The 19,832-nt window shown below is 52.4% G+C and carries 19 protein-coding genes; 9 read left to right on the plus strand and 10 right to left on the minus strand.

Translation table 11 applies throughout. The features are described 5' to 3' along the window. Window positions 1-39 precede the first annotated feature (39 nt). The 3 genes from FIU99_RS26480 to FIU99_RS26490 form a co-directional block, all read right to left on the minus strand. Window positions 40-1,107 carry a replication initiation protein gene (locus FIU99_RS26480; RefSeq protein ID WP_253899468.1) on the minus strand — a complete coding sequence of 356 codons (1,068 nt, stop codon included), beginning with the start codon at window positions 1,105-1,107 and terminating at the stop codon, window positions 40-42. A gap of 863 nt (window positions 1,108-1,970) precedes the next feature. Then, window positions 1,971-2,441 (minus strand): hypothetical protein, encoded by a 471-nt coding sequence (locus tag FIU99_RS26485; RefSeq protein WP_040122617.1) that lies wholly within the window; start codon window positions 2,439-2,441, stop codon window positions 1,971-1,973. A gap of 297 nt (window positions 2,442-2,738) precedes the next feature. Next, window positions 2,739-4,334 carry a BCCT family transporter gene (locus FIU99_RS26490; RefSeq protein ID WP_152472883.1) on the minus strand — a complete coding sequence of 532 codons (1,596 nt, stop codon included), beginning with the start codon at window positions 4,332-4,334 and terminating at the stop codon, window positions 2,739-2,741. A gap of 841 nt (window positions 4,335-5,175) precedes the next feature. Here FIU99_RS26490 and FIU99_RS27650 point away from each other — a divergent pair. The 4 genes from FIU99_RS27650 (at window position 5,176) to FIU99_RS26510 (ending at window position 10,856) form a co-directional block, all read left to right on the plus strand. After that, window positions 5,176-5,766, plus strand: a complete 591-nt coding sequence (locus FIU99_RS27650; protein ID WP_253899469.1) for a carbohydrate porin — start codon at window positions 5,176-5,178, stop codon at window positions 5,764-5,766. 166 nt (window positions 5,767-5,932) lie between these two features. Continuing rightward, entirely contained in the window at window positions 5,933-8,833 is a 2,901-nt protein-coding gene (locus FIU99_RS26500; RefSeq protein ID WP_043011910.1) for an AAA family ATPase, read from the plus strand. Between the two features lie 27 nt (window positions 8,834-8,860). Further along, complete coding sequence (locus FIU99_RS26505; RefSeq protein WP_152472888.1) at window positions 8,861-10,117, plus strand: DUF917 family protein; 1,257 nt, start codon at window positions 8,861-8,863, stop codon at window positions 10,115-10,117. A 1-nt stretch (window position 10,118) separates the two neighbouring features. Next, window positions 10,119-10,856: an aspartate/glutamate racemase family protein gene (locus tag FIU99_RS26510; protein WP_006958791.1), complete on the plus strand. Its 738-nt coding sequence runs from the start codon at window positions 10,119-10,121 to the stop codon at window positions 10,854-10,856. Window positions 10,857-10,893: 37 nt separating this feature from the next. Here FIU99_RS26510 and FIU99_RS26515 read toward each other — a convergent pair whose 3' ends face one another. Next, window positions 10,894-11,133, minus strand: a complete 240-nt coding sequence (locus FIU99_RS26515) for a hypothetical protein (RefSeq protein ID WP_043011907.1) — start codon at window positions 11,131-11,133, stop codon at window positions 10,894-10,896. A 178-nt stretch (window positions 11,134-11,311) separates the two neighbouring features. On the opposite strand from FIU99_RS26515, the gene FIU99_RS26520 reads away from it, so the two are divergent. After that, a complete protein-coding gene (locus FIU99_RS26520) occupies window positions 11,312-12,040 on the plus strand; it encodes a hypothetical protein (protein ID WP_006958788.1) in 729 nt (242 codons plus the stop codon). 347 nt (window positions 12,041-12,387) lie between these two features. Then, window positions 12,388-12,765, plus strand: a complete 378-nt coding sequence (locus FIU99_RS26525) for a Rid family detoxifying hydrolase (protein WP_039951471.1) — start codon at window positions 12,388-12,390, stop codon at window positions 12,763-12,765. A 26-nt stretch (window positions 12,766-12,791) separates the two neighbouring features. Here the strand turns inward: FIU99_RS26525 and FIU99_RS26530 are convergent, their stop codons facing one another. Next, window positions 12,792-13,007 carry a DUF2798 domain-containing protein gene (locus FIU99_RS26530; RefSeq protein WP_043011904.1) on the minus strand — a complete coding sequence of 72 codons (216 nt, stop codon included), beginning with the start codon at window positions 13,005-13,007 and terminating at the stop codon, window positions 12,792-12,794. Then, a complete protein-coding gene (locus tag FIU99_RS26535) occupies window positions 13,007-13,393 on the minus strand; it encodes a putative quinol monooxygenase (protein ID WP_158502574.1) in 387 nt (128 codons plus the stop codon). Before FIU99_RS26535 ends, FIU99_RS26530 begins: the two co-directional genes overlap by 1 nt. 10 nt (window positions 13,394-13,403) lie before the next feature. Here FIU99_RS26535 and FIU99_RS26540 point away from each other — a divergent pair, with 10 nt between their 5' ends. Both FIU99_RS26540 and FIU99_RS26545 read left to right on the plus strand, forming a co-directional pair. After that, window positions 13,404-14,324 carry a LysR family transcriptional regulator gene (locus FIU99_RS26540; protein ID WP_152472890.1) on the plus strand — a complete coding sequence of 307 codons (921 nt, stop codon included), beginning with the start codon at window positions 13,404-13,406 and terminating at the stop codon, window positions 14,322-14,324. Window positions 14,325-14,443: 119 nt separating this feature from the next. After that, window positions 14,444-14,659 carry a 4-oxalocrotonate tautomerase family protein gene (locus tag FIU99_RS26545; protein ID WP_006958784.1) on the plus strand — a complete coding sequence of 72 codons (216 nt, stop codon included), beginning with the start codon at window positions 14,444-14,446 and terminating at the stop codon, window positions 14,657-14,659. A gap of 213 nt (window positions 14,660-14,872) precedes the next feature. Here the strand turns inward: FIU99_RS26545 and FIU99_RS26550 are convergent, their stop codons facing one another. Then, window positions 14,873-15,283, minus strand: a complete 411-nt coding sequence (locus tag FIU99_RS26550) for a BLUF domain-containing protein (protein WP_006958783.1) — start codon at window positions 15,281-15,283, stop codon at window positions 14,873-14,875. A gap of 18 nt (window positions 15,284-15,301) precedes the next feature. Between FIU99_RS26550 and FIU99_RS26555 the strand changes: the two genes are divergently transcribed. Further along, window positions 15,302-17,035, plus strand: coding sequence for a sensor histidine kinase (locus tag FIU99_RS26555; protein WP_080748949.1), 1,734 nt, complete (start codon window positions 15,302-15,304; stop codon window positions 17,033-17,035). 7 nt (window positions 17,036-17,042) lie between these two features. Here FIU99_RS26555 and FIU99_RS26560 read toward each other — a convergent pair whose 3' ends face one another. The 3 genes from FIU99_RS26560 to FIU99_RS27655 all read right to left on the minus strand — a co-directional run bounded on the left by FIU99_RS26560 (window position 17,043) and on the right by FIU99_RS27655 (window position 19,790). Next, a complete protein-coding gene (locus FIU99_RS26560; protein WP_235284744.1) occupies window positions 17,043-17,984 on the minus strand; it encodes a hypothetical protein in 942 nt (313 codons plus the stop codon). A 95-nt stretch (window positions 17,985-18,079) separates the two neighbouring features. Further along, window positions 18,080-19,690 (minus strand): peptide ABC transporter substrate-binding protein, encoded by a 1,611-nt coding sequence (locus tag FIU99_RS26565; RefSeq protein WP_235284553.1) that lies wholly within the window; start codon window positions 19,688-19,690, stop codon window positions 18,080-18,082. Next, window positions 19,620-19,790, minus strand: a complete 171-nt coding sequence (locus FIU99_RS27655) for a hypothetical protein (protein ID WP_229630884.1) — start codon at window positions 19,788-19,790, stop codon at window positions 19,620-19,622. The genes FIU99_RS26565 and FIU99_RS27655 overlap by 71 nt, the downstream gene beginning before the upstream one ends. Window positions 19,791-19,832: the final 42 nt, after the last annotated feature.

A 19,832-nucleotide genomic window follows, 5' to 3' on the forward strand; every position in this document is an offset into this window, starting at 1 on the left:
CTGCTATAAGCAAACTTTTCTGTGCGGTAAAAGCGCATACTAGTAACCGCGGGTGCCGTTCATGCGTTCCAACTCGGCCAATTTGTCCAAAAAGGACTTATCTTCACACACTTCCTCTTCCATACCTTCTTCGGCGGGCGTATCGAGGTTCGCTGGGCTTTGGCGACTAGCCAGTGCTTGCTCGACGAACTGAGCTTTCTCATCTTCGTCAATCGAGCGATAAGAGTGGGCGAGTAATTCCAGCTCGTCGATAGTCAGGGGTTCTTCGGTGGTCAGACGTTTGGTTTCGAGTCGTGTGATGTTGCGTTTGGCCTCTTCGAAATTCAGCTTCTCTACAGGCTGTGTGGTGTTGATCCAGCGATACAAGAATTCGACCGCATGAATGTTACGCCCATGCTTGTGGAGTTTAAGCCCCAAGCCGTCTTCAGATTCAAGGAACAAGATCTCTTTGCGGGTTTTGGGATCGTCGGCGAGCTCTTCAATGCTTTCCTTGATGCAACGCGAGATGAACACACTGTTGTTTTTGAACGACGATTTGTTGGCTTTCAGGGAGCCGTCCTCGTTCAGCAAGCCCATGAAGGCGCGCAAATCATCCACCTCGATGGGTTTGAGGCTAGTGCCATCGGTTTTGAAGCGCGACAGTATTTCATAGAGTCGCTTGGTGTATTCTCGCTTGAGTCCAAGAAAGCTCTTGGTGTTGATGAGGGAAAACCCTTGGTTGTACTCAATGTATTCTTTGGACAAAGCATCGTTGGGGATCAATGTCAGGACGCGATCCTTATAGGTCGCTTTTTTGAACAACGGCGTGAACTCAAACTCGGTATCGCCTTGTTTCTCAATGATGATCCCGATCTTTCTCGAGGCCAAGCGGCTGATCACTTGCTTCAATTGAGATCCTATCGCCCGATTACTGAGCCCCAACCATTCAGACAACTGCGCAGCCGTGAAACGATACTCTGGAGTTTGGTTATCCCAGTCTTCCTGTTTCATGTTGGCGATCATGAGCCCAAATAGGTTTGCTTCACGTGCCGTTAGATCTTGTTGCGAGAAGACCAACTCGTGGCCTTTTTTGATGTGCTTGGGTAAATTCTTCGGGCTCGTGCTCATACCGTACAGTTTTGTTTGCTTAAGCAAACTTTTTTGTTCTACATGAAGCTTAGAATGACACATTTTAACCAATAAGCAAACAAATATGTGCGATTAAAGCCCATACTGCACAAATTTGTTTGCATACATCACATTTTTTGTGCGTTTAGAAAAATAAGCAAACTTTTTTGTGTGGTAAATGACATCAAAATGATCACAGTGCAAACTTTTTTGTTGTGTAAAGCAAACAAAAATGATCGCAAAGCAAACTTATATGATCACAAAGCAAACAAAAATGATCACAAAGCAAACTTATATGATCACAAAGCAAACTTTTCTGTAGTGTATTTTCCGGATTCCTTATTTAAATCAATAACTTGGAAGCGCTATAGTTTTATAGTTTAATAGTTATATAGTTTAAATAGATCTTTATAGATAAATAGATCTTTATAGGAACTGTGGATAACTTTTCAGGTTAAAAACACGTATGAGCATGACCAAATAGCCACAGCGACGACACTCTACATCATTCATTTAATATGGTAGAAAGATAAAAAACTCTATATTACAATAAGTTAAGAGTAAATAGCGTCATACCACACAATTTTATGCACCTTAAAGCAAACTTTTTTGTACTGTTTAGCCAATACCACACAAATTTATGTCACCTCAGATGAACCACTCTCAGAGCACTCTGTCAATGTCACACATTTTCGTGTCATTGTGCGGCTACTCAACGCGGAAATACGATCCAAACATATAAGTTAGTACTCACTAACAAGAAGTTCATTGTTGACACCCGTAGAGTCACAAAACCAACAAGCCGTTTTTCACCCAGTAGACTTGCTCCACAATGGTGTCTGCACCTAAAACGCTTGGTGTACCTATTGTTCAGCCTCTAGTTCAATTTGAATATGTGCGTCCAATTGATCGTGAAAATTAGCGAAACACGCTAATTGCATGGGATGTCCAGCAGTTAAACAACGCTCAACACCAAGTGTCATAGTCACTCTACGGGTGTCTCGTCGAGGAAGTTGCATGGTACCGACACAATGACAGGTGATCATTTTGAATTGATTGAGCGTAGCTGGGGTGCATTCTCTTTGCAGCCACTTTTTACCCCAACGAGCACACAAAATTAGGGTGATCCCATGTAGCAGCATCACAGTGTCGGTTGGGGAAAGGCACCGTTCTACTGGGCTGGATTGACCAACAAATCGGCGCAACTCGAGCTGACTGTGCAGGTGCATGCTGCGTTGTTTAGGTTTTTGCAGGTATTCTGGGTGGATCAATACTTGGCTGATTGGATAGGCACAACGTGTGTTGATGCACTCATAAATGGGTTCCATACGCATAATCAGGATCACTCTTGGTTGAATATGAGAGTGATTGTATATAGGCGCTTGGAGTAACGGCAGTTTTGTTAATCATTAATAATCCCCAAGCTGGACCGAAAAGTCTGTAACAACAATTAATAATTTTTAAGCAGTGGAAATGTTGATTCGTTTTGTTAGTCTGAATGAAGTCGTTCAGCGCAGTAGTAGACATGAGGCTGCAAAAAATACAATCGTTCGACGTCGGTTCCTGCATTCCCCCAAGGGTGTTGGTATTGGCTGGCCTCTGTACTCCTCAAGGCCAGCCTTTTTTAAACGTTACGATGTCACGTGATGTACGGGCACGGAGTGCTCAGATAATAATCCACGTAAGAGACTTAAGCACATGAATAACAGGACAAATGTAAATGGCAACGCAGTTGCAACGACGCCTGATTGGAGTGCTTGTAATGCTTGTTTGCCCCCAATCCAGAGCATGACGGCAGCGACTGCGCCTTCGATGCAAGCCCAAAACACACGTTGGGGGATAGGTGCGTCAAGTTTACCACCTGCGGTAATGCTATCGATCACTAAGGAACCGGAGTCTGAAGACGTGATGAAGAACACTAAAATCAGACCAATTGAGAGAACCGATAAGATATTGCCATACGGCAGAGCGTCATACACGTAGAACAGAGTTAACGAAATGTCAGTGAGGCCATGCTGACCCAATTGTCCAATTTGGTTGGCAACCTGATCTAAGGCCAGTTGACCAAACACCGCCATCCAAACCAATGTTACTAACGTTGGAATAACGATCACAGCGAACAAGAAAGCGCGCACGGTTCGTCCACGAGATATTCGAGCGATGAACATCCCAACGAACGGTGACCAAGAGATCCACCATGCCCAATAGAACACGGTCCACCCGTGCATCCACTGAGTATCGTTTCGACCGAAAGGAAGACTCAATGACATCATGTGGGTACCGTAGTCAACCATACTTTGACTGATCGCGTGCCATGTGTCAGCGCCACTTAGTAGCATCATGGTAGCTAGGAGGGCAACGGCTACGATAAGGTTGAAGCTACTCAATTGTTTCACTCCTCCTTCGATGCCCCGAATCACAGAGGCAATCGCAATCAAAGTGACCACGGCGATGATGGTCAGCTGTAGCGATAACCCGCCTTCTAAACCGAACACATAATTGATCCCACTTGACGCTTGTTGTGCCCCTAATCCTAACGAGGTTGCGAGGCCGAATAAGGTCGACAATACGGCCAATATATCAATAATGTGGCCGAACCAACCCCATGCTCGATCACCGATTAGAGGGTAAAAGGTAGAGCGCAGTGATAACGGCAATCCTTTATTGAAGGTGAAAAATGCCAATGCGAGTGCGACAATGGCGTAGATCCCCCAGCCATGTAGACCCCAATGAAAGAGGGTGGCGCCCATGGCGAGTGAACGGGCGGCGTCGGTTTCCGGTTGAACATTAAACGGTGTGCCCCACCAATCGGTGTAGTAGGCGACGGGCTCAGCGACACTCCAAAACAACAGCCCAATTCCCATACCGGCGGCAAACAACATGGCCAGCCAAGACCACAAGGCGTGATCGGGTTCGGCGTCTGCGCCGCCTAATCGAATACGTCCCAGTGGTGATAAGGCCAATGCACCAGCAAACAAGAGGAACACGTTGGCGGACCACATAAACAATTGGTCGAAGTTGGCTATGATGCCATTTTTTACCTGGTCTAAGACTTGGCGTGCGGACTCTGATGGGATCAACAGCAAGATGAGCAAAATACACAGAATAAGACCTGCGCTGATGCCAAAGACGGGATTATGGACATCAAATCCCCATTTCTGGACATTGTCTTGGCCAATCTGATAGTCGGTGGTGTCAATACTGAATTGATTGATGGGTTTTTCCATAGTGATGACGATGTTTAATTCGGTGGCTCCGTGACAAGTGCCGTCCCGTAAACTGCCCCTCCCTTTTGTTTTGAGTTAAAACTATTTTGAACGGTTTTATTAGGGTAACAAAGACCTTATTTGAGAGCAAATTCACACTATAAAGCAATTTTCGATTAGAAACTCGAATGGTATTTGTTATGTACTCTAAGTATTTTCCGAGGGTTAATGATGGGTGAGTGGCACTATGCTCACCCTGAGCAATGACAACGTTCGACCTCAAATAAAGCTTAATAACAAGGCGATGTGATGTGATTGTCGTTAAATCGAGGGGTTGAAACCGATCATAAGAGGCCCAGCTATGACGCCCATCCATATCAAGCAATGGACATCCCTTTCATTTTGTCTTCTTCTCAGCACGCCCATGGCGGTGCTCGCCAGCGACACCGAGCCGTGGCAGGTTCAAGGGGAGTACTATGTCTTTGGAGCCGTGGCGGACACTGTTCAGCCTACGGGCGATCGAGATTCGGCCGCTGGATTGGCGAGATTGAGCGCGCAATGGGTTTCCAGTCCGACTGGCCAATTGCACATGACCATTGATCACCGACATGGATTAACGTCGCTGCCTCCCAGTCAATGGCTTCCGGCCGCGGTAGGCGCGAGGAGTGTCATTGGCGCCCCTTTCAGTGATCAGGGGTGGCGGTTAACACATGCCTATTGGGATCAAACGGGGTGGTCGGGAAAGGTACATGCCATGGCGGGTTATCTCGATTCGACAGATTTCATCGATTTGTATCCGTATGGCAGCCCCTATTCCGGGTTCACAAACCTTCACTTCAGTACGGGATCTGGCACCATTGTTTTGCCTGACGAAGCCTCGATAGGGGGAATGATCCGCGACAAGCTTTCGCCACATTATTACCTTCAGCTAAGTGTGTCGGATGCGAGTGCTGATTCGAGCCATCCGTGGCAAAGAGCGGGTGACGTGTTTCATGATGGTCGGACATTTGAGGCGGTCGAATTGGGTTGGGTCGCAGATCCCGATCAGGCGCTGATGAACCAGTTTCATGTGACGGGATGGCAAAGTGATGGTGGTGAGAGAGAGCGTGAACCTCAGGCGGGGATGAGTTTCTCCTGGACCGCGGCTCTGGGTGCTTGGACTCCGTTTCTCCGTGGGGGGATCGCGCACGGTTCTCAAGTGTTGTATTCCACTTCAGTGGTGGCGGGTACTGGCTATGAGGGCATTGGATCTGGCGCTTTAGGTATGGCTGTGGGTTGGGGGCAAGCTAACGAGGATAAGGAGGTGGTTCATAATGCGGAACTGTTTTATCGATTGCCGTTGGGGGCGTTGACGTTAACGCCTACGATCCAATACGTTGCCCCGTTGCGTGGCGAGGCTCTTGCCGGTCATTCTTGGATCATGGGGCTGCGTGCCCGTTTGGCGACGCCCTAAAAGAGCTGTGTTGGTGTCGAGAAGAAATGAGTGTTCACAAAATTGATTGAAAAATATGCAATCAGTTGTCTATATATCTCTCCCCTGCAATATTGATAAAACAAATAGATGATGAGTTGCACATACTTGGTGTTACTGCCCGCCCGAGTGTGAAAAGGTGAACATTGTGGAATCAAGCAAAGGTCAGAGTGCAGGGAAGGTACAGTTATGCCGTCAGAAGATCAAATCGCTGCGACAGTTGAACGGGTTTAGTCAAGAAGGGTTATCGCACGCGTTGTATGATGCCAATTGCCAAGTCTCGATCGCGACGGTTAAGCGTATCGAGACGGGAAAACCGGTCAGTTTTCGAATTGCAGGCCAAATGGCCAAATTCTTCGGGGCCAGTGTCGATGAGCTTATTGCCCGTCCCTCGGAGGAGGAGCTGGTACCGAAGGCACTCCCTAAGCCGGTCTGGTTGTACGTCATTTATGCGCCCCCGAGGGTGCATGACCTAAGCGAACAGGATATCGGTGCGCAGCTCAAGGTGACGGGTCTGACGGTGATGGACAAGGTCGGTGGTTACTACATCGGTTACGACGCTGATAGCCAGACGTTGGAACGTCTACAACAATTGAGTCGGCATCAACGGCTCCCCCCTGGGGGAGGGCCGGTTAAGGTTGCGATCAAGAAAAGTGACTTGGTGATGGGACCTGATCATGGTGATCCGATCAAGAAACGTGATCTGGATGAATTGGTGTCGCTGGTACAGCTGTTGGGGCCGTGGAGTTGGGTTGTCGATGACGCCAGTATGGTGGCGTTGTCTCAGTGCTACGTTATTGAACGTATGTCGGCCCAGATCGCAACGGGTTATTGGTTGCTCCATTTAGGGGCAGAGCTGACCACTCAATTGGTTGGCCGCCAAGCGGAGTGGCAACAGATGACACAAGTGTTGAGGGGAGAGAACGCCACTCGTCAACCGGTACAGTGTGTGCACATTCAAGGCGATCGAGGTGTGGGGAAGTCACATTTGATGCACGCTGTTGGTGAACACGTCATTGCCGCACTATCGGGACGTCGGATCACGGTGATGGCCCGTGAGCAGGTGGATTCACTGAGCGTGTTGGCCAAGCTGTTATTGTCGGCGCTGGCCTTGCCTGGCTGGGCGTCGACGTCAGAGCGTTCAGATGCAGCGCAACGCTTGGGGTTGTCGACCAACGAGACTGAGCGACTGCTGGTATTACTTGACGCCAAAGCGATGCCGAGAACTGAGCGTTTGGCGCTGCGCGTTGCCACAACGGATGCGAAATTGGTGCGACAGGTACTGAGCCAAACGCAGGTGAGGGTACTCGTGCTTGACGATGCGGAATGTGTGGATGGAGACAGTTGGCAAGTGATCCAACGTGCAATGGAACAAATGCCGGTGCCACCCAGATGCCTGATAGCCAGCGATCGGCCTCTGCCATGGGGGTTTTCTGATCGCTGGCACATCCAAGTGCACACCTTGTCACCGTTAACTCGAGAGGACACGACGTGTCTGGCTCAGCGCTGGGCGCCAAGTGCGGTGTCGGACGTCGTATTAGCGCAGTGTGTTGACATCTGTGGTGGCAATCCGGCGTTTCTGCGCCAACTCATCTTAGAAGCTCCCTTTGAGGCAGAGCCGCTCGCTCCGTCGTATTCGTTTGTCGATCAGCAGGTGGAGCGTTTGACTGTCGAGCAAAAGCGGGTGCTTTGGGCGGCTGTCGCCTGTGGCCCTTCCGTGGACAGTGACGTGATCCGTGCCACGTTTAGCTATGGGGACGCCGCGCTCGCGATCTTATGTCAAAGCTCGCTTCTTCGACGAGTGGAGTCAAACAGATACACGTTTCTGCATTCGACAGTGCATGCTTACCTCAAAGATCGTATCACGTCGCCTGTGTGGATTGATATCAACACACACTTGACTCATGCGTTAGCGCCACGGCTGGATCACGGAGGCACTCCTGCTGAGTGGCCGCTGCTGTACGCCCACTGTCTTGCACAGCAAGGGCAGCCGGCAAAGGCCTTCGAGCGTTATATGGAGATCGCTCGAGGGCACAAAGATCAGGGGGAACTGCACCAAGCCATCACGACTTTGCAATGGGCGGAGTCGTCGTTGCAACTAGCCTACAGTTTGCGTCGGGAAATCAATTGGTTGCTGCTACTGGGGACGGTGTACAAGTCCCACTACGGTTGGTCGTCCCCACAACAAAAGCGCGTGTTCGATCAACTGCAACGGGTGTGCGTGAAAAGCGCGCAGCAAGGTGGTTTGGGCAGTGTATTTTTTCATCAATGGCTGGAAAAACTCATGGCGCTCGAGCTGGATGAAGCGTTGCGTCTGGCGAGCGTTATCCAGCAACACGGCGTGACGATGGCGGATGGCTGCATTCAAGTGCATGGTTGGGCTGCGCAAGCCAATACGCACTTCTGGGCGGGCGATCTCGATGCGGCCATTGTTTGTGCGCAGCGAGCCCTCGACCTGCACCAAGTCCAGAACCATTCGCGAGATCTGCGTGAGTTTGGTCAAGATCCCCGAGTGGTAGCCACCTTGTTTTTGGTGCTGAGCTATTCCTTGAGGGGAGAGGCGCCGATGGCACGGCGTCATTTGGTGGCAATGACGGATCTGGTGGCCTCCAGTGACAATGTGTTCAGTGAGGCGATCGGGGCGCAAGCCGCGTTGTTTTACTACTTCCATGCTGAGCAAGCGGAGGAGGTCGAATCGCGAGCAGAAGCCTTGTTGGCGCTCGCACAAAGATTTGAAATGCCGTTCTTTATTGGTATTGCGAAAGTCTTTTTAGGTTGGTCTCTGGGTCGACAAGGACAAGGCGAGTTGGGGCTAGCTCTACTGGCTGACGGATATCATCACTGGTTGGCCAAGTCCGGGCACCGTATGGGGCATTCATTGTACTGCTGCATGAGTGCAGAATTGATGCTCAGCTCTGAGCAGCCGCATCGTGCTCGAACGGTGTTGCAATCGGGCTTGCACTTTATGCGCAGTCACGGGGAGCTGACGTATCTTGATCGGGCGGAACGACTCATGGCGCGGGTGAGAGGGGCACTGAACATCGATTAATTTTGTTAGAAATTAGGAGTGAGCAAGATGGAATTAGCACGAGAGGATTTGTTTGACATCGCCAGTGGCGCCACGTTGTTAGCCAGTGGAGGGGGCGGTTCGATTCAAACCGCGTATGCATTTATCCGGCAGATCCTAACGGCGGACCATGGTGTGCAATTGGTCGACATGCAGGCGCTTGAAGCGCAGGATCGAGGTGCGGTGGTGGCGGCGATGGGATCGCCCGAGAGTTTTGAAAAAATTGGGCTCAATGGGGCAGAAACTCGGGCGCTATCGGTCTTGCAACATCGGCTGACGGAGCCTCTGACGTTCGTGGTGTCGGTAGAAACGGGGTCAAACTTGTTTGTTGCCATGTTGGCGGCGATTTCCAAGCGAGGCGGGCCACTCAAGGTGCTGAATGCCGATGGGGCCAACCGCTCTGTGCCAACGTTGAGTTTATTAACGTTCAGCGAGTCGATTGCAGCGACCCCATTGGTGATCTTGAATGCCGCGGACGGGCCATTTAAGGGGGGACAATATCCGGGGGCGTTGACGTTGGACCTGGCCCCAAACAGTACGCCTGTCGAGCAGGCGCAAATCGCTGAAATGACCTTGCGTCCCTTGTTGAGTAGCGTGGGTACGTTTGATGGCATTGCCGCGATTGCGGGTTGGGCGATGACAGCGTCAGAGGCACGTCAGGGGTTGATCGCAGACACGGTAACGCACTCTCGGGCTATCGGTAAGATGTTACGGCAAATTGCGCCGGACTGCCCTGATCCACTCGGGGCGTTTCGCGATGAATACACCCAAGCTTTCGACCAGCCACTGACGCCATTATTTGACAACACGCAACCTTGCCGGTTGGCTAAGATCTCCTCGCGATCGCAGGGGGGATTTGATTTCACTGTGCTCACCCTTGTCCAGCAGGATGACACTGGCGCCGAACGCACTCTCGTGGTCGTCAATCAGAATGAAAATCTGATTGTATGGGACACGCAATGCAGTCATCCATTAGGAATGGCGCCCGATTTGCTGTGTTTGATGGGGCGTCTTGAACCGCCGGTCGTTAAGCGGATTGTGCAGCCTTTGTCCCCCGATGAGCGCGAGGCTGCGCAGGCGAATTTGCAGGGCTTCCATGGCCTGTCTGTCGAAGATGTGGTGGAAGGGCAAGAGGTGTTTCTCTTCAGGTTGCCTGCCGCCCCAGCCTTGACGACGGGGGCTGAATTGGCGCGTTTCAACACCTTATTGCAATCTCTGGGCTACTTTGGCCCGAACCTAGCGACACATGCTCAACAAGGAGACTGACATGACTGAGCAACGACTATTGGTGATCATCCCCATTTCTGAAGCGGGGGCTCGCCCGTTCATTGAGGCGTTCAAACGCGAGATCGAACCCATCCGTGCCCCTAACGTTCACGTCGACTATCAAGCGCTGGGGGATCGGGCTACCCCCTTCATTCAAAGTCGAGCGGCCGAATTGTGGGATGGCCGGGATATCGCTCGGGTGGCACTCGAAGCGGAACGCGATGGGTATGATGGATTGTTCATCAATTGCTTTGGGGAGCCAGCGGTGGAGGCGGTGAAGGAAATTGTCGACATTCCAGTGGTGGGGGGCTTTGCCCCTGCAATGATGAACGCCGCTATGGTCTCGAGCCGGTTTTCCATCGTGACCGTGGTCAGCTCTGTGGTGCCTATGTTGTGGGACTTGGCACGCCAGTGGGGCATGGCCAATCATTTGGCCTCTGTGCGCCAAGCGGGGATCCCAGTAGAGAAATTGGACAATAAAATCGAACTCCAACAGGCGTTGTTGGCACAAAGCCTTAGCGCGATCAGAGACGACCAAGCTGAGGCAATTGTGCTTGGGTGCACTGGGATGTTGGAAGTCAATCAGTGGCTCACGGACGCGTTGGAAGACGAACTGGGGCGTTATGTACCTGTCGTAGCCCCTGTCGGAGCGGCTATTGGTATGTTGCAGAGTTTGATGAGTAACCGACTGCGGGCGAGTCGTATTACTTACGAGCCCCCGACGGAATTCCCTCAATAAATGGGGAGAACTGAGGCGCCTAAGGGCGCCTTTTTTGTCACTTCATGGTGTAACTCCAGCACAGATCGCGTTCGGCATCAAACTCGGTCGCGAGTGACAGTTCGGCTTGTGTGGTGGTGAGATTGTGCAAGATGAGGTTGGCTTGTGTCATATTAAGCGCACACGAAGGGCATTGCTGATCCCACCACCTGACGAACTCTTGAGTGGTGAGGACACTGGCTGGGGTGGGATGGGCCTTGGCGTGTTGCTGAAGAAAAACGAGGGGATCAATACTCATGCGCAACCTCACATTCTGCGATAAAAAGATTGGGTGTACCTGTTATAAAGATAGTCCAGGATGGGTGGTTTGCTGGCGTCGAGTGGGAAACTGATACTGTATTGATACGGAGCGGCTACGTTACACAGTACATAGTATAGGAACCCGGTGGGCAGTGTGACTAGTTAGGAGGCAGAATATGACCACTTATTCCGTTACGATTCGGTTAGATGCGGCCAGTATCGCCGCGCTTCAAGGGCATCAGTTACAGGTATTCAAAGGGGTGAAAGCGTGCGATCCCGATCAGGGGGTCTCGACGGTCTGGGCGACAGTCGATCGATTTTATCACCTGATCCATCTTTCCTGGCGCTCAGAATGCCACGGTTTTTTTCACGTCGGTTCCCTGCATGATGACGATGCCGTTGTGCCTACGTGGACAGAGCCTGTGCAACCGGGCGAGCTCCTGACCCTTGAAAAGGGGGCGCAGTTAACACGAACCGTCACGGGAGCACGTGATGCGTACACCTTGCTCAATCGCGTTGGGCGACCAGTGTGGTCGGGATTAATGAGTGCTATGAGGACATATCAACAGGGAGCTCGGCCAAGTCCGTTGTGTGTGTTTCCGCATCGAGATGGCGACACGCGTGTATTGGAATCGTACGAGAAGATTGTGCTGGTGTTCTCTCCCCAAAAACGCGCGGTGGGCACAGCGGTGAAGCAGTGCATTGCGCGGTCCGTGTCGTTGCACTTCTTTTCGTCGATCACTCACATATCGGTCGACTACTCTCATCAACGCGGCTGGGATACATTGGGCAATCCGGTGGCCAAGCGTAACGGGATGAATCTATTGCTGGCACCGGAGTTGATTGTTCCCTCTTTTACGCAAGGGGTGTTCCCGGGGGATCTGGAATCCTTGACGTTACATTGAGGGAGCGTTGGGTCAGTGGCTTAATAAACCCTGTTAATGATAATTAAGTTTACAGCGTAAGGGGGCGTTTCTATGATGAAACGCCGCTCCAGCCCGATTCCTTCGTCTGCGCGCGAAGCGGACAGTTCCCCAGACTGAGGGCGCGGAGCCGTGATTAAGTTGATCATATCCTAAGGAGGGCTCGCTATGTTTACACTGATCGTATTGATGCTTGGGGCCTTGCTGTGCCTAGCGAGTGTGTCTGATGTGCCAAGCGGTGTGCGCGCTGACAACCGCGACTGAGCCATGGTGTTGGTTGACCATCCCCGAGTCTTTGAGTGAACGAATTGTAACCAAGGAAACTGACCATGAAACTGACCTCGTCAAAACGGGCCCCGAAAGCGGTGGGCCCATACTCTCATGCCGCGATCCTCAGCAAGACCTTATGTGTCTCTGGGCAATTACCGCTCGATCCGAAAACGATGCACATGGTCTCAGAAGATGCCGCGGAGCAAGCCAAGCAGTGTTTAAAAAATGGTTTAGCGATTGTCGAAGACGCGGGGGGCACCAAAGCCCGTATCGCGAGGGTAGGCGTGTACGTGACCGACATGACAGACTTCGATCGCATTAATGGGGTGTATGAGGCTTTTTTCGGCTCTCATAAACCTGCCCGCCTGTGCGTTGCGGTTGCCGCGTTACCTTTGGCCGCTAAGGTCGAGATGGAGTTCATCGCCGACCTGTCCTAGGGCGTGGCACTGCCAGATCTCGAGGACTATCGAGGTCTGAGCAGCCGTGTTGTCATCCGTTGAACATATGGCCCTAGGCTGATGGCAATGGCCGCCGCGGCAGGCCAAGCACAGACGAAGGCTTTGCCCCATGCGGCGAAAAACGCTGGGGTCATGCCGAGATTGAGCCAAGTTACCCATAGGGTCATTAAGCTAGAGAGTAACAAAGACATCAGGATGCCAAAGACGATACGTTGTTTCATTAAGCCTCCGGCGACGTCAACGAGTAGTGTTTGTGTAGAGACTCGATCCGAGTCCAGCCTTGGGATAGGTATGCGCGGGTGTGCGCTTTGTGATAATGGGCGTCGAGGGCTGCTTCGCTATCCCAGCGTTCCCAGAGGGTGAAACGCGAGGGATCGGCGTGGTGGGCCAAGAATTCAAACGACACACAGCCCGGTTCCGTTAGGGTGGCTTGTGTCAGTTGACGCATGGCGGCTAACACCTCTTGACGGGGTCTCTCACTCGACAATACCAGTCCTGCCGTGACGTATAATGTGGTCATGCTGTTCTCCTGTTTCTTTGTGACGAAAAAAGCATAGTGAATTTCATAAATGATGAATATAATCCATTTATGAATTACTAATTCCATAAATGAAATCATGTTCGATGATATGGCGCTTTTTGTCCACATTGCTCAGTTGCGCGGGTTGAAATCGGCGTCCGCGGCCCTGGCGTTGCCCGCGGCGACAGTGACGCGGCGGCTAAAAAAGCTGGAGTCAGAGTTAGGGTGTCAGTTGATCCATCGTAGCGCCCGTCAATTTCGGCTCACGGCGGAAGGCGATGCGTATTACGCGGCTTTTGCTCCGTTGGTGGCCGACCTTGAGAAGGCTCGCGATCGCATGAGCCAGCAGGTGGCGTCGTTAACTGGCCCGCTGACGGTGCTGGCCCCGACCAACATTTCTTTGGGTTTTCTTCAGCCTCTATGGAGTGAGTTCCTGTCGGCGTATCCTGATGTGGTATTGGATCTCAAGCTCAACAACGACAACAAAGATGTGGTGCAGGAGCAAGCTGACATCGCGCTGCGTATTGGTCCCCAGCCCGACTCTGGGTTGTACCAAGTCGGGTTGGGGGCGATCCCCACATTACTGGTGGCGTCGCCTGCCTATTTGGCGAAAGCGCCTCCCTTGACCGCTTTGACGGATCTGAATCAACATCGCTGCATTACGGTGTCGCATTTGCCCGTTTGGCCGATGCAGCGCGTAGGGTTGGATCAGACAGAGGTGATCCGACCGCCGCGCGGCCTGCAAGTGGACGACATTCGTATGGCCTGTCTTTGGGCCCAAGACGGTTTGGGGATCGCGTTGCTGCCCGCAACAGAAGTGCTGAGCAGTTTGGAGTCAGAGACATTGGTGACACCTTTAAGTGAATGGGTTGGGCCGTCTCGCGACGTGTACTTGATTTGGCCAAGTGGCCAGCTTATGGGAGCGAAAGCCCAAGCCTTTAAACGATTCACGCAGCACTACATGCACAATGCCTTAGAGCCGATCCACCAGTGGGTGGCGAGTCACGGGGCACGGTAAGGGGCCTGGCCTGTGTGCCACGTAAGCGGGTGTGACCGTGGCACTTGCCGTCTGGAGGTATTCTCGGCATGATGGGGGCTTGTCCTTTTTCAGAACTGGCGATCATCAAGGAGACGTGTATGCCTGTCGTGACGATTCAACAATCCCCTGGTCGGAGCAAAGCGCAAAAACAATTGCTGCTTCAGCGTATTACTGAAGCGTTCGAGGAAGCGTATGGCACTGCGCCAGAAGCAGTGACGGTCTTTTTTCAGAATTTCGACGAGGAGCATTGGGGGAAAGGTGGCCAGTTGCACGCGGATCGCGCGACGTCTCCTCAGAGCAACGTAAAGACGTAATGCATCATTACCGTGGTTAAAGAGTGTGTCGGTGCTCGAGAAACCGAACAAAGCCGAGGTTGGGTTATCACTGAGGGTCGCCCTCGGCCTCCGATCGTGATACCGTTCTGTAGCCGGAAAAAAACGGCACGTCTTATTGTTAACTGTGTGACTTACGCTGGCCATCGACTCCAAGGGCCAGCTTTTTTATTGGTCGAAGGCCTTGGACTGCCATCACACGGCGGTTTGGGCTTTGGAAAGGTCGTACAGCAATACCGCGGCTTGTTTGACCGTGAGTGCGGTCGGATCAAAGCTGTCCATGTTGAGTGTTTGCATGTGGCTTTGCAACGTTTCGCTGCTGCCTGCGTAACCCATATCCCACTGACCAAAGGCACGTTTCTCGATCGACTGCACACCCATGATGGTGACATCATGGTGGCGCTCATCTCGACCTATGGTCAAGAACAAGTCGGTGACCTCGGTGGGCTCGCCTTCTAAAATTTGCAAGAAATACTCGTTGTCGTAGCACAGCATGCCGGTCACATCCCGGCGGCCGTTGTTCTTGCGAGCCACGTCTAAAATGCCTTTCAGATCCATCATGGTCATCTCACTGGAAGCCACACTGTAATAAAGTAATCGAATCATAGTTGTCCTTATGCATAGATGTGCACTACCGTTATAGTAGTCTTAAATTCGCCAGAAGGACAAGTCGTGACCGAACTCTTAGTGGTTTCCCAACGTGATGAAAAGCCAGCGTATTTCAGCCAGTTGAACGGGGAAGATACCGCAGACCTCAAGCAGGTTAAAGCTTGGCTTAGATCGCGTAATGTAGGTGTGGTGGTGGTGGACATGGAGGCGCAGACCGAGCGTTATGTGGCGGAGCTGGTGCCATTTGTGCGTAAGAATCTCAAGAACCACTTTGTTGCTCTGTGGGTGGTCGCTGAATCGGGAGCGGCGTTTTCTGATGTTGATCGCATTGTGGAGCCTGCGTTGTTTTGTCAGCCTGATCTGCAGAACGACATTGAGCGAGAGCTGCGTAAGCAACGGGCGATCAGTAAAGCTTTGGGACAGCAGAAGGGGTATTTGAAGCTGCTGGCGAAAATCAATAAGTTCAACCGAAGCAATGTATCGCCTAATCAGGTGTTGGCTGAGTTTGTCAATGAGTTGAACGCGTTTTGTGGAGCCCGACAGACCTACGTGTTGCGTCAGTCCAAAGATCCCGACGATACTCTGATGGCTTACAAAGCCCTGCCTGAGGGCAAACTACAACGCAGCGAACTGGCGGCAGAGGTGACGACCCTATGGCAGTCTTACCTGACGTTGACGAAGCCGGACATTAAGTTTGCTGAGCAGGAGGCACAGCCCCATGCGTTGGTATTTCCTGTTTGGGTGCTCGATAAGCACTCCTGTACAGTGATTTGCCAGGTGGATCAGGCGGAAGCGGCGAAGTTTACCTTTTCAAAAATCAAAGTGTTAGAGGAGGCTGCGGCGCAACTGAAGATCATCTTGGAGAACATGGAGTCTCAGCGTCGCATGAAACAGCACTACCAGCGACTCAAATCCTCGCTGGCAGAACTCAGTATGGCCAAAGAGCAGTTGGTGCATTCTGAGAAAATGGCCAGCTTAGGCCGTTTGACGGCGGGGATCGCCCATGAGATCAACAATCCGCTCGGGATTGCATTGGGGAACTTTACCCCCCTTAGCGATTACGCGGAGGCGATGATGAAGCTCATCGCCATGCACGATGAGTTCATTGGCAATCTGGCGGCATCGGGCCAAGCGGACGTCCCGGACCAAATTGTGGACTACAAAAAGGAAAAAGACGTCTCCTTTATTCTTGAGGACTTGTCATCGGTGATCGCCGACTCTCGCGCGAGTTTGCTGCGTGTCAAAAGCATTGTATCCGATTTGAGCAGTTTATCCCAAGGGGTGCAATCGGAGCGTGAAACGTGCAAGCTCAAGCTGATTTGCGACGAAGTCATTAAACTCCATTTCTATGAAAACGAACGTCAGCCTCGGATTGACAATTTGGTGCCTGAAGACGTGGTGATCCACACCAACCCTGCGCTATTGACTCAGGCGCTTGGGAACCTTCACGCCAATGCATTGGAGGCTCTGCAAGGTGGTGATGAGGAGGCGGTGATCACGTATCGATGTGATGGAGAGCCGGGCCGAGTCATATTGACGGTCGCCGACACTGGAGTGGGGATCGCCTCGGACGATTTGCACCGAGTCCTCGATCCCTTTTTTACGACTAAACCCTTGGGGGATGGTCGGGGTATGGGGTTGACGGTGGCATTCAATGTGATCCACGGTCTCGGAGGGGAGTTGACCTTAGCCAGTCAGGTCGGGGAAGGCACGCAAGTCATGTTGTCTCTCCCGACTGACCACACCTAAGTTGGTGTTACATCGGGTCGGCATTGACAACGGGCATCGGGCGGTGCATTGCTCGATTGATGAGCGACATCAGCGTCTGACTGTAGGAGGTGTCTTCTTCGGCGAATGAGGCGGCAAGCACCCCATCTGGATGCAACGACGGCAGAGTCCGTATCTGCAAGACCTGGCAGCGGTGATGAGGACTTAACGCGACGTGAAACAAGGCGGCGCCTTCAAGGAGCAACTGGCGATAATACTGGACGACCGTTTGTTCAATCAGGCTCAGCTCGGCTTGACTTAACCCATTGGCCAAGGTCAAGGGTGTGACGGATTCACGAAGGGTGGAAGACGCGTTATACAGGGTCATTGCCGTGGGGTCGAGGCGCAAGTCATGCACCACCACCTGATACTGATTGAGGTAAGTGCGATGGGGTTGCACCATGACAGCGCGCTGCCCGTCTAAGTGCTGCGAGAGGTAACGATGAAATTGCCGCGCATTCTTGATGTTGGTTTTATTGCCGAGCGGATCGGGCGATGAGATCGGCACCAAATCGAGCGTTTTGCTGCGTAAATACTCGGTGAGTTGTTGATAATCCGGGGTGTCGTCTTGCGGTTTAAGCAGCATGTGTTCGGAGTAGGTGGCGTGGCAGCCGTAATGCACCAGATCCAACAATGCAGGATGGTAGCAAATCGTACTGGCACATCGCCCACTGCCAACATAAGGCAGTTGCAGCCAGTCACACAACCCCTGGAGCTGACCGTCTTCAAAAAACTGACCCTGAGCGGCAATGACCAGCACGGATAGGGCGTCCATCGACAGTCGCTGAATCAATTGGTGACTATCTCCGTCAATAAGTACCGTGTCGTATTTCAAGTCGTCGAGGGTACGCTGAATATGAAGGTGAGCCGGGGGATCGCCGGCCGACTCGTTGTGACGCTGACGAGAAGAATACAGAATGCCAATGCGCATGAAGGTCTCCTGAAGAGTGGGAAGCCAAGCTGGTGACCAGTTGCTTTCCTGGTAAGGTTGATGATAAGGGGATGTGATCATAGATGCTGCTTGAATTAGGGATCGTTCGAGGCGCCTGATACCCACTGGAGGCGGAACAAATTCTGGCTCGACATCGGGCCTGCTTGTCGGGGCAACAGGCCTTGGATTTCCGGTGAGACTAAGTGGGCGCGAACGGGGAAAAATAGCGGGGCGATGGGCATAGCGTCCAGGAGATAGTGTTCCGCTTGGCGGTACCCTTCGCGACGTTCTTCGTCGTTGTGACTGTGGTTGGCGGCTACCACTAACGCGTCATAGTGGGGATCGGCAAACTGATGGCCGCCTAAGTTGCCGCTTTCTAGGTAACTGAGCATGGCACTGGCATCGTTGTAGTCCGCGCACCACGCGGACCGAGCAACGTCGTAGTCCCCCTGGGACATTGTGGACAGGTACGCTTTCCACTCTTGATTTTGAAGGTGTACCTTGATCCCAAGAACGTGATGCCACATTGAGGCCACGGCGATCATCACTTTTTTGTTGGTGTCAGAGGTGTTGTAGAGCACGGTGAACTCTAACGGATGTTGCTGGTCAACCCCGGCTTCCTTGAGCCATTGCCGGGCTTGGGTCTCCCTTTGCGCTTGGCTCAGGGTAGCGTACTCAGGAACCCAAGGCGTGTACCCGGCGATGTGATCAGGCACGAAGGTGTAAGCAGGTGTCTGGCCTTGGCGAAGCAGTCGTTCGGTGATGACATGGCGATCGATCGCCCAAGATAAGGCTCGCCGTACGCGGCGGTCATTGAACGGCGCTCGCTGGGGGTTAAATTGTAGAAATTCCGTACAAAGTGCGGGTTGGACCCATAGTTGTTTGGGGCGTTCGTGCAACAGACGGGTGAAGTGTTCGATGGGCACGGTGGAGGTCACATCGATTTCCCCGGTCAAGAAACGAAACAACTCGGAAGTGGGATCCTCTAAGGAGAGGTAGCGAACGCGATCGATGGCGGTATGGATATTGTCCCAGTAGTAGGGATTACGCGTGAGATCAATCGCTTCATTGACCGTCCAGTGGTGTAATTGGTACGCGCCGTTGGAGACCAAGTGTTCGGGCTGTGTCCAACGGTCGCCATACTGTGTCACTGTGGCCATATGAACAGGCAGTAGGGTTGTATGGGCGAGGGTCGCCAAGAAATAGGGGGTCGGGGCATCGAGTGTGATCACGAGCGTGAAGGGGTCGGGGGCACTGACGCCCAGTGTGTCTGGATTGGCTTTGCCTTGTGCGATGGCGTGGGCATTGCGGATATGGGCAAGCGAGAGATACCAAGCGTAGGAAGACGCAGTCTGAGGGTCGACAGCGCGGCGAAAGCTGTACACGAAGTCGGTGGCAGTCACGGGATCTCCATTGGACCAACGCGCATTGTGTCTAAGAGAGAACCGGTATCGTTGATGGGCCTCGTGGGACCAGCTTTGTGCGACACCGGGCACGATTTCCCCTGAGGGGCTGAGTCGGACTAAGCCTTCAAACAGGTCCCGTAAGATACGACTTTCTGGGACACCTTGAGCCTTATGTGGATCCAGAGTCGCGACTTCGGTCCCGTTACCGAGTGTGAGGGTTTGTGGGGTGTCAGCCAAGGAGGGCAGCGGTGAGGCTGTGGCCGTTACGCTGACCCACCCACTGACGCATAATAGCAGCAAAGCGAGCTGTGTCATGGGATCTCCTGGCATCGATGGCAACCCAAATAGGCAGTGGGTGTGTCAACCCACCGCCTAGGGTTTTGGCAATACTATGGTTCATACTGCGAACAACCTTACTCATCTGGTGGGGGCCAGGAGTAAG

Source organism: Vibrio sp. THAF64 (genome assembly GCF_009363455.1).
GTDB classification, from domain to species: Bacteria; Pseudomonadota; Gammaproteobacteria; order Enterobacterales; family Vibrionaceae; genus Vibrio; species Vibrio coralliilyticus.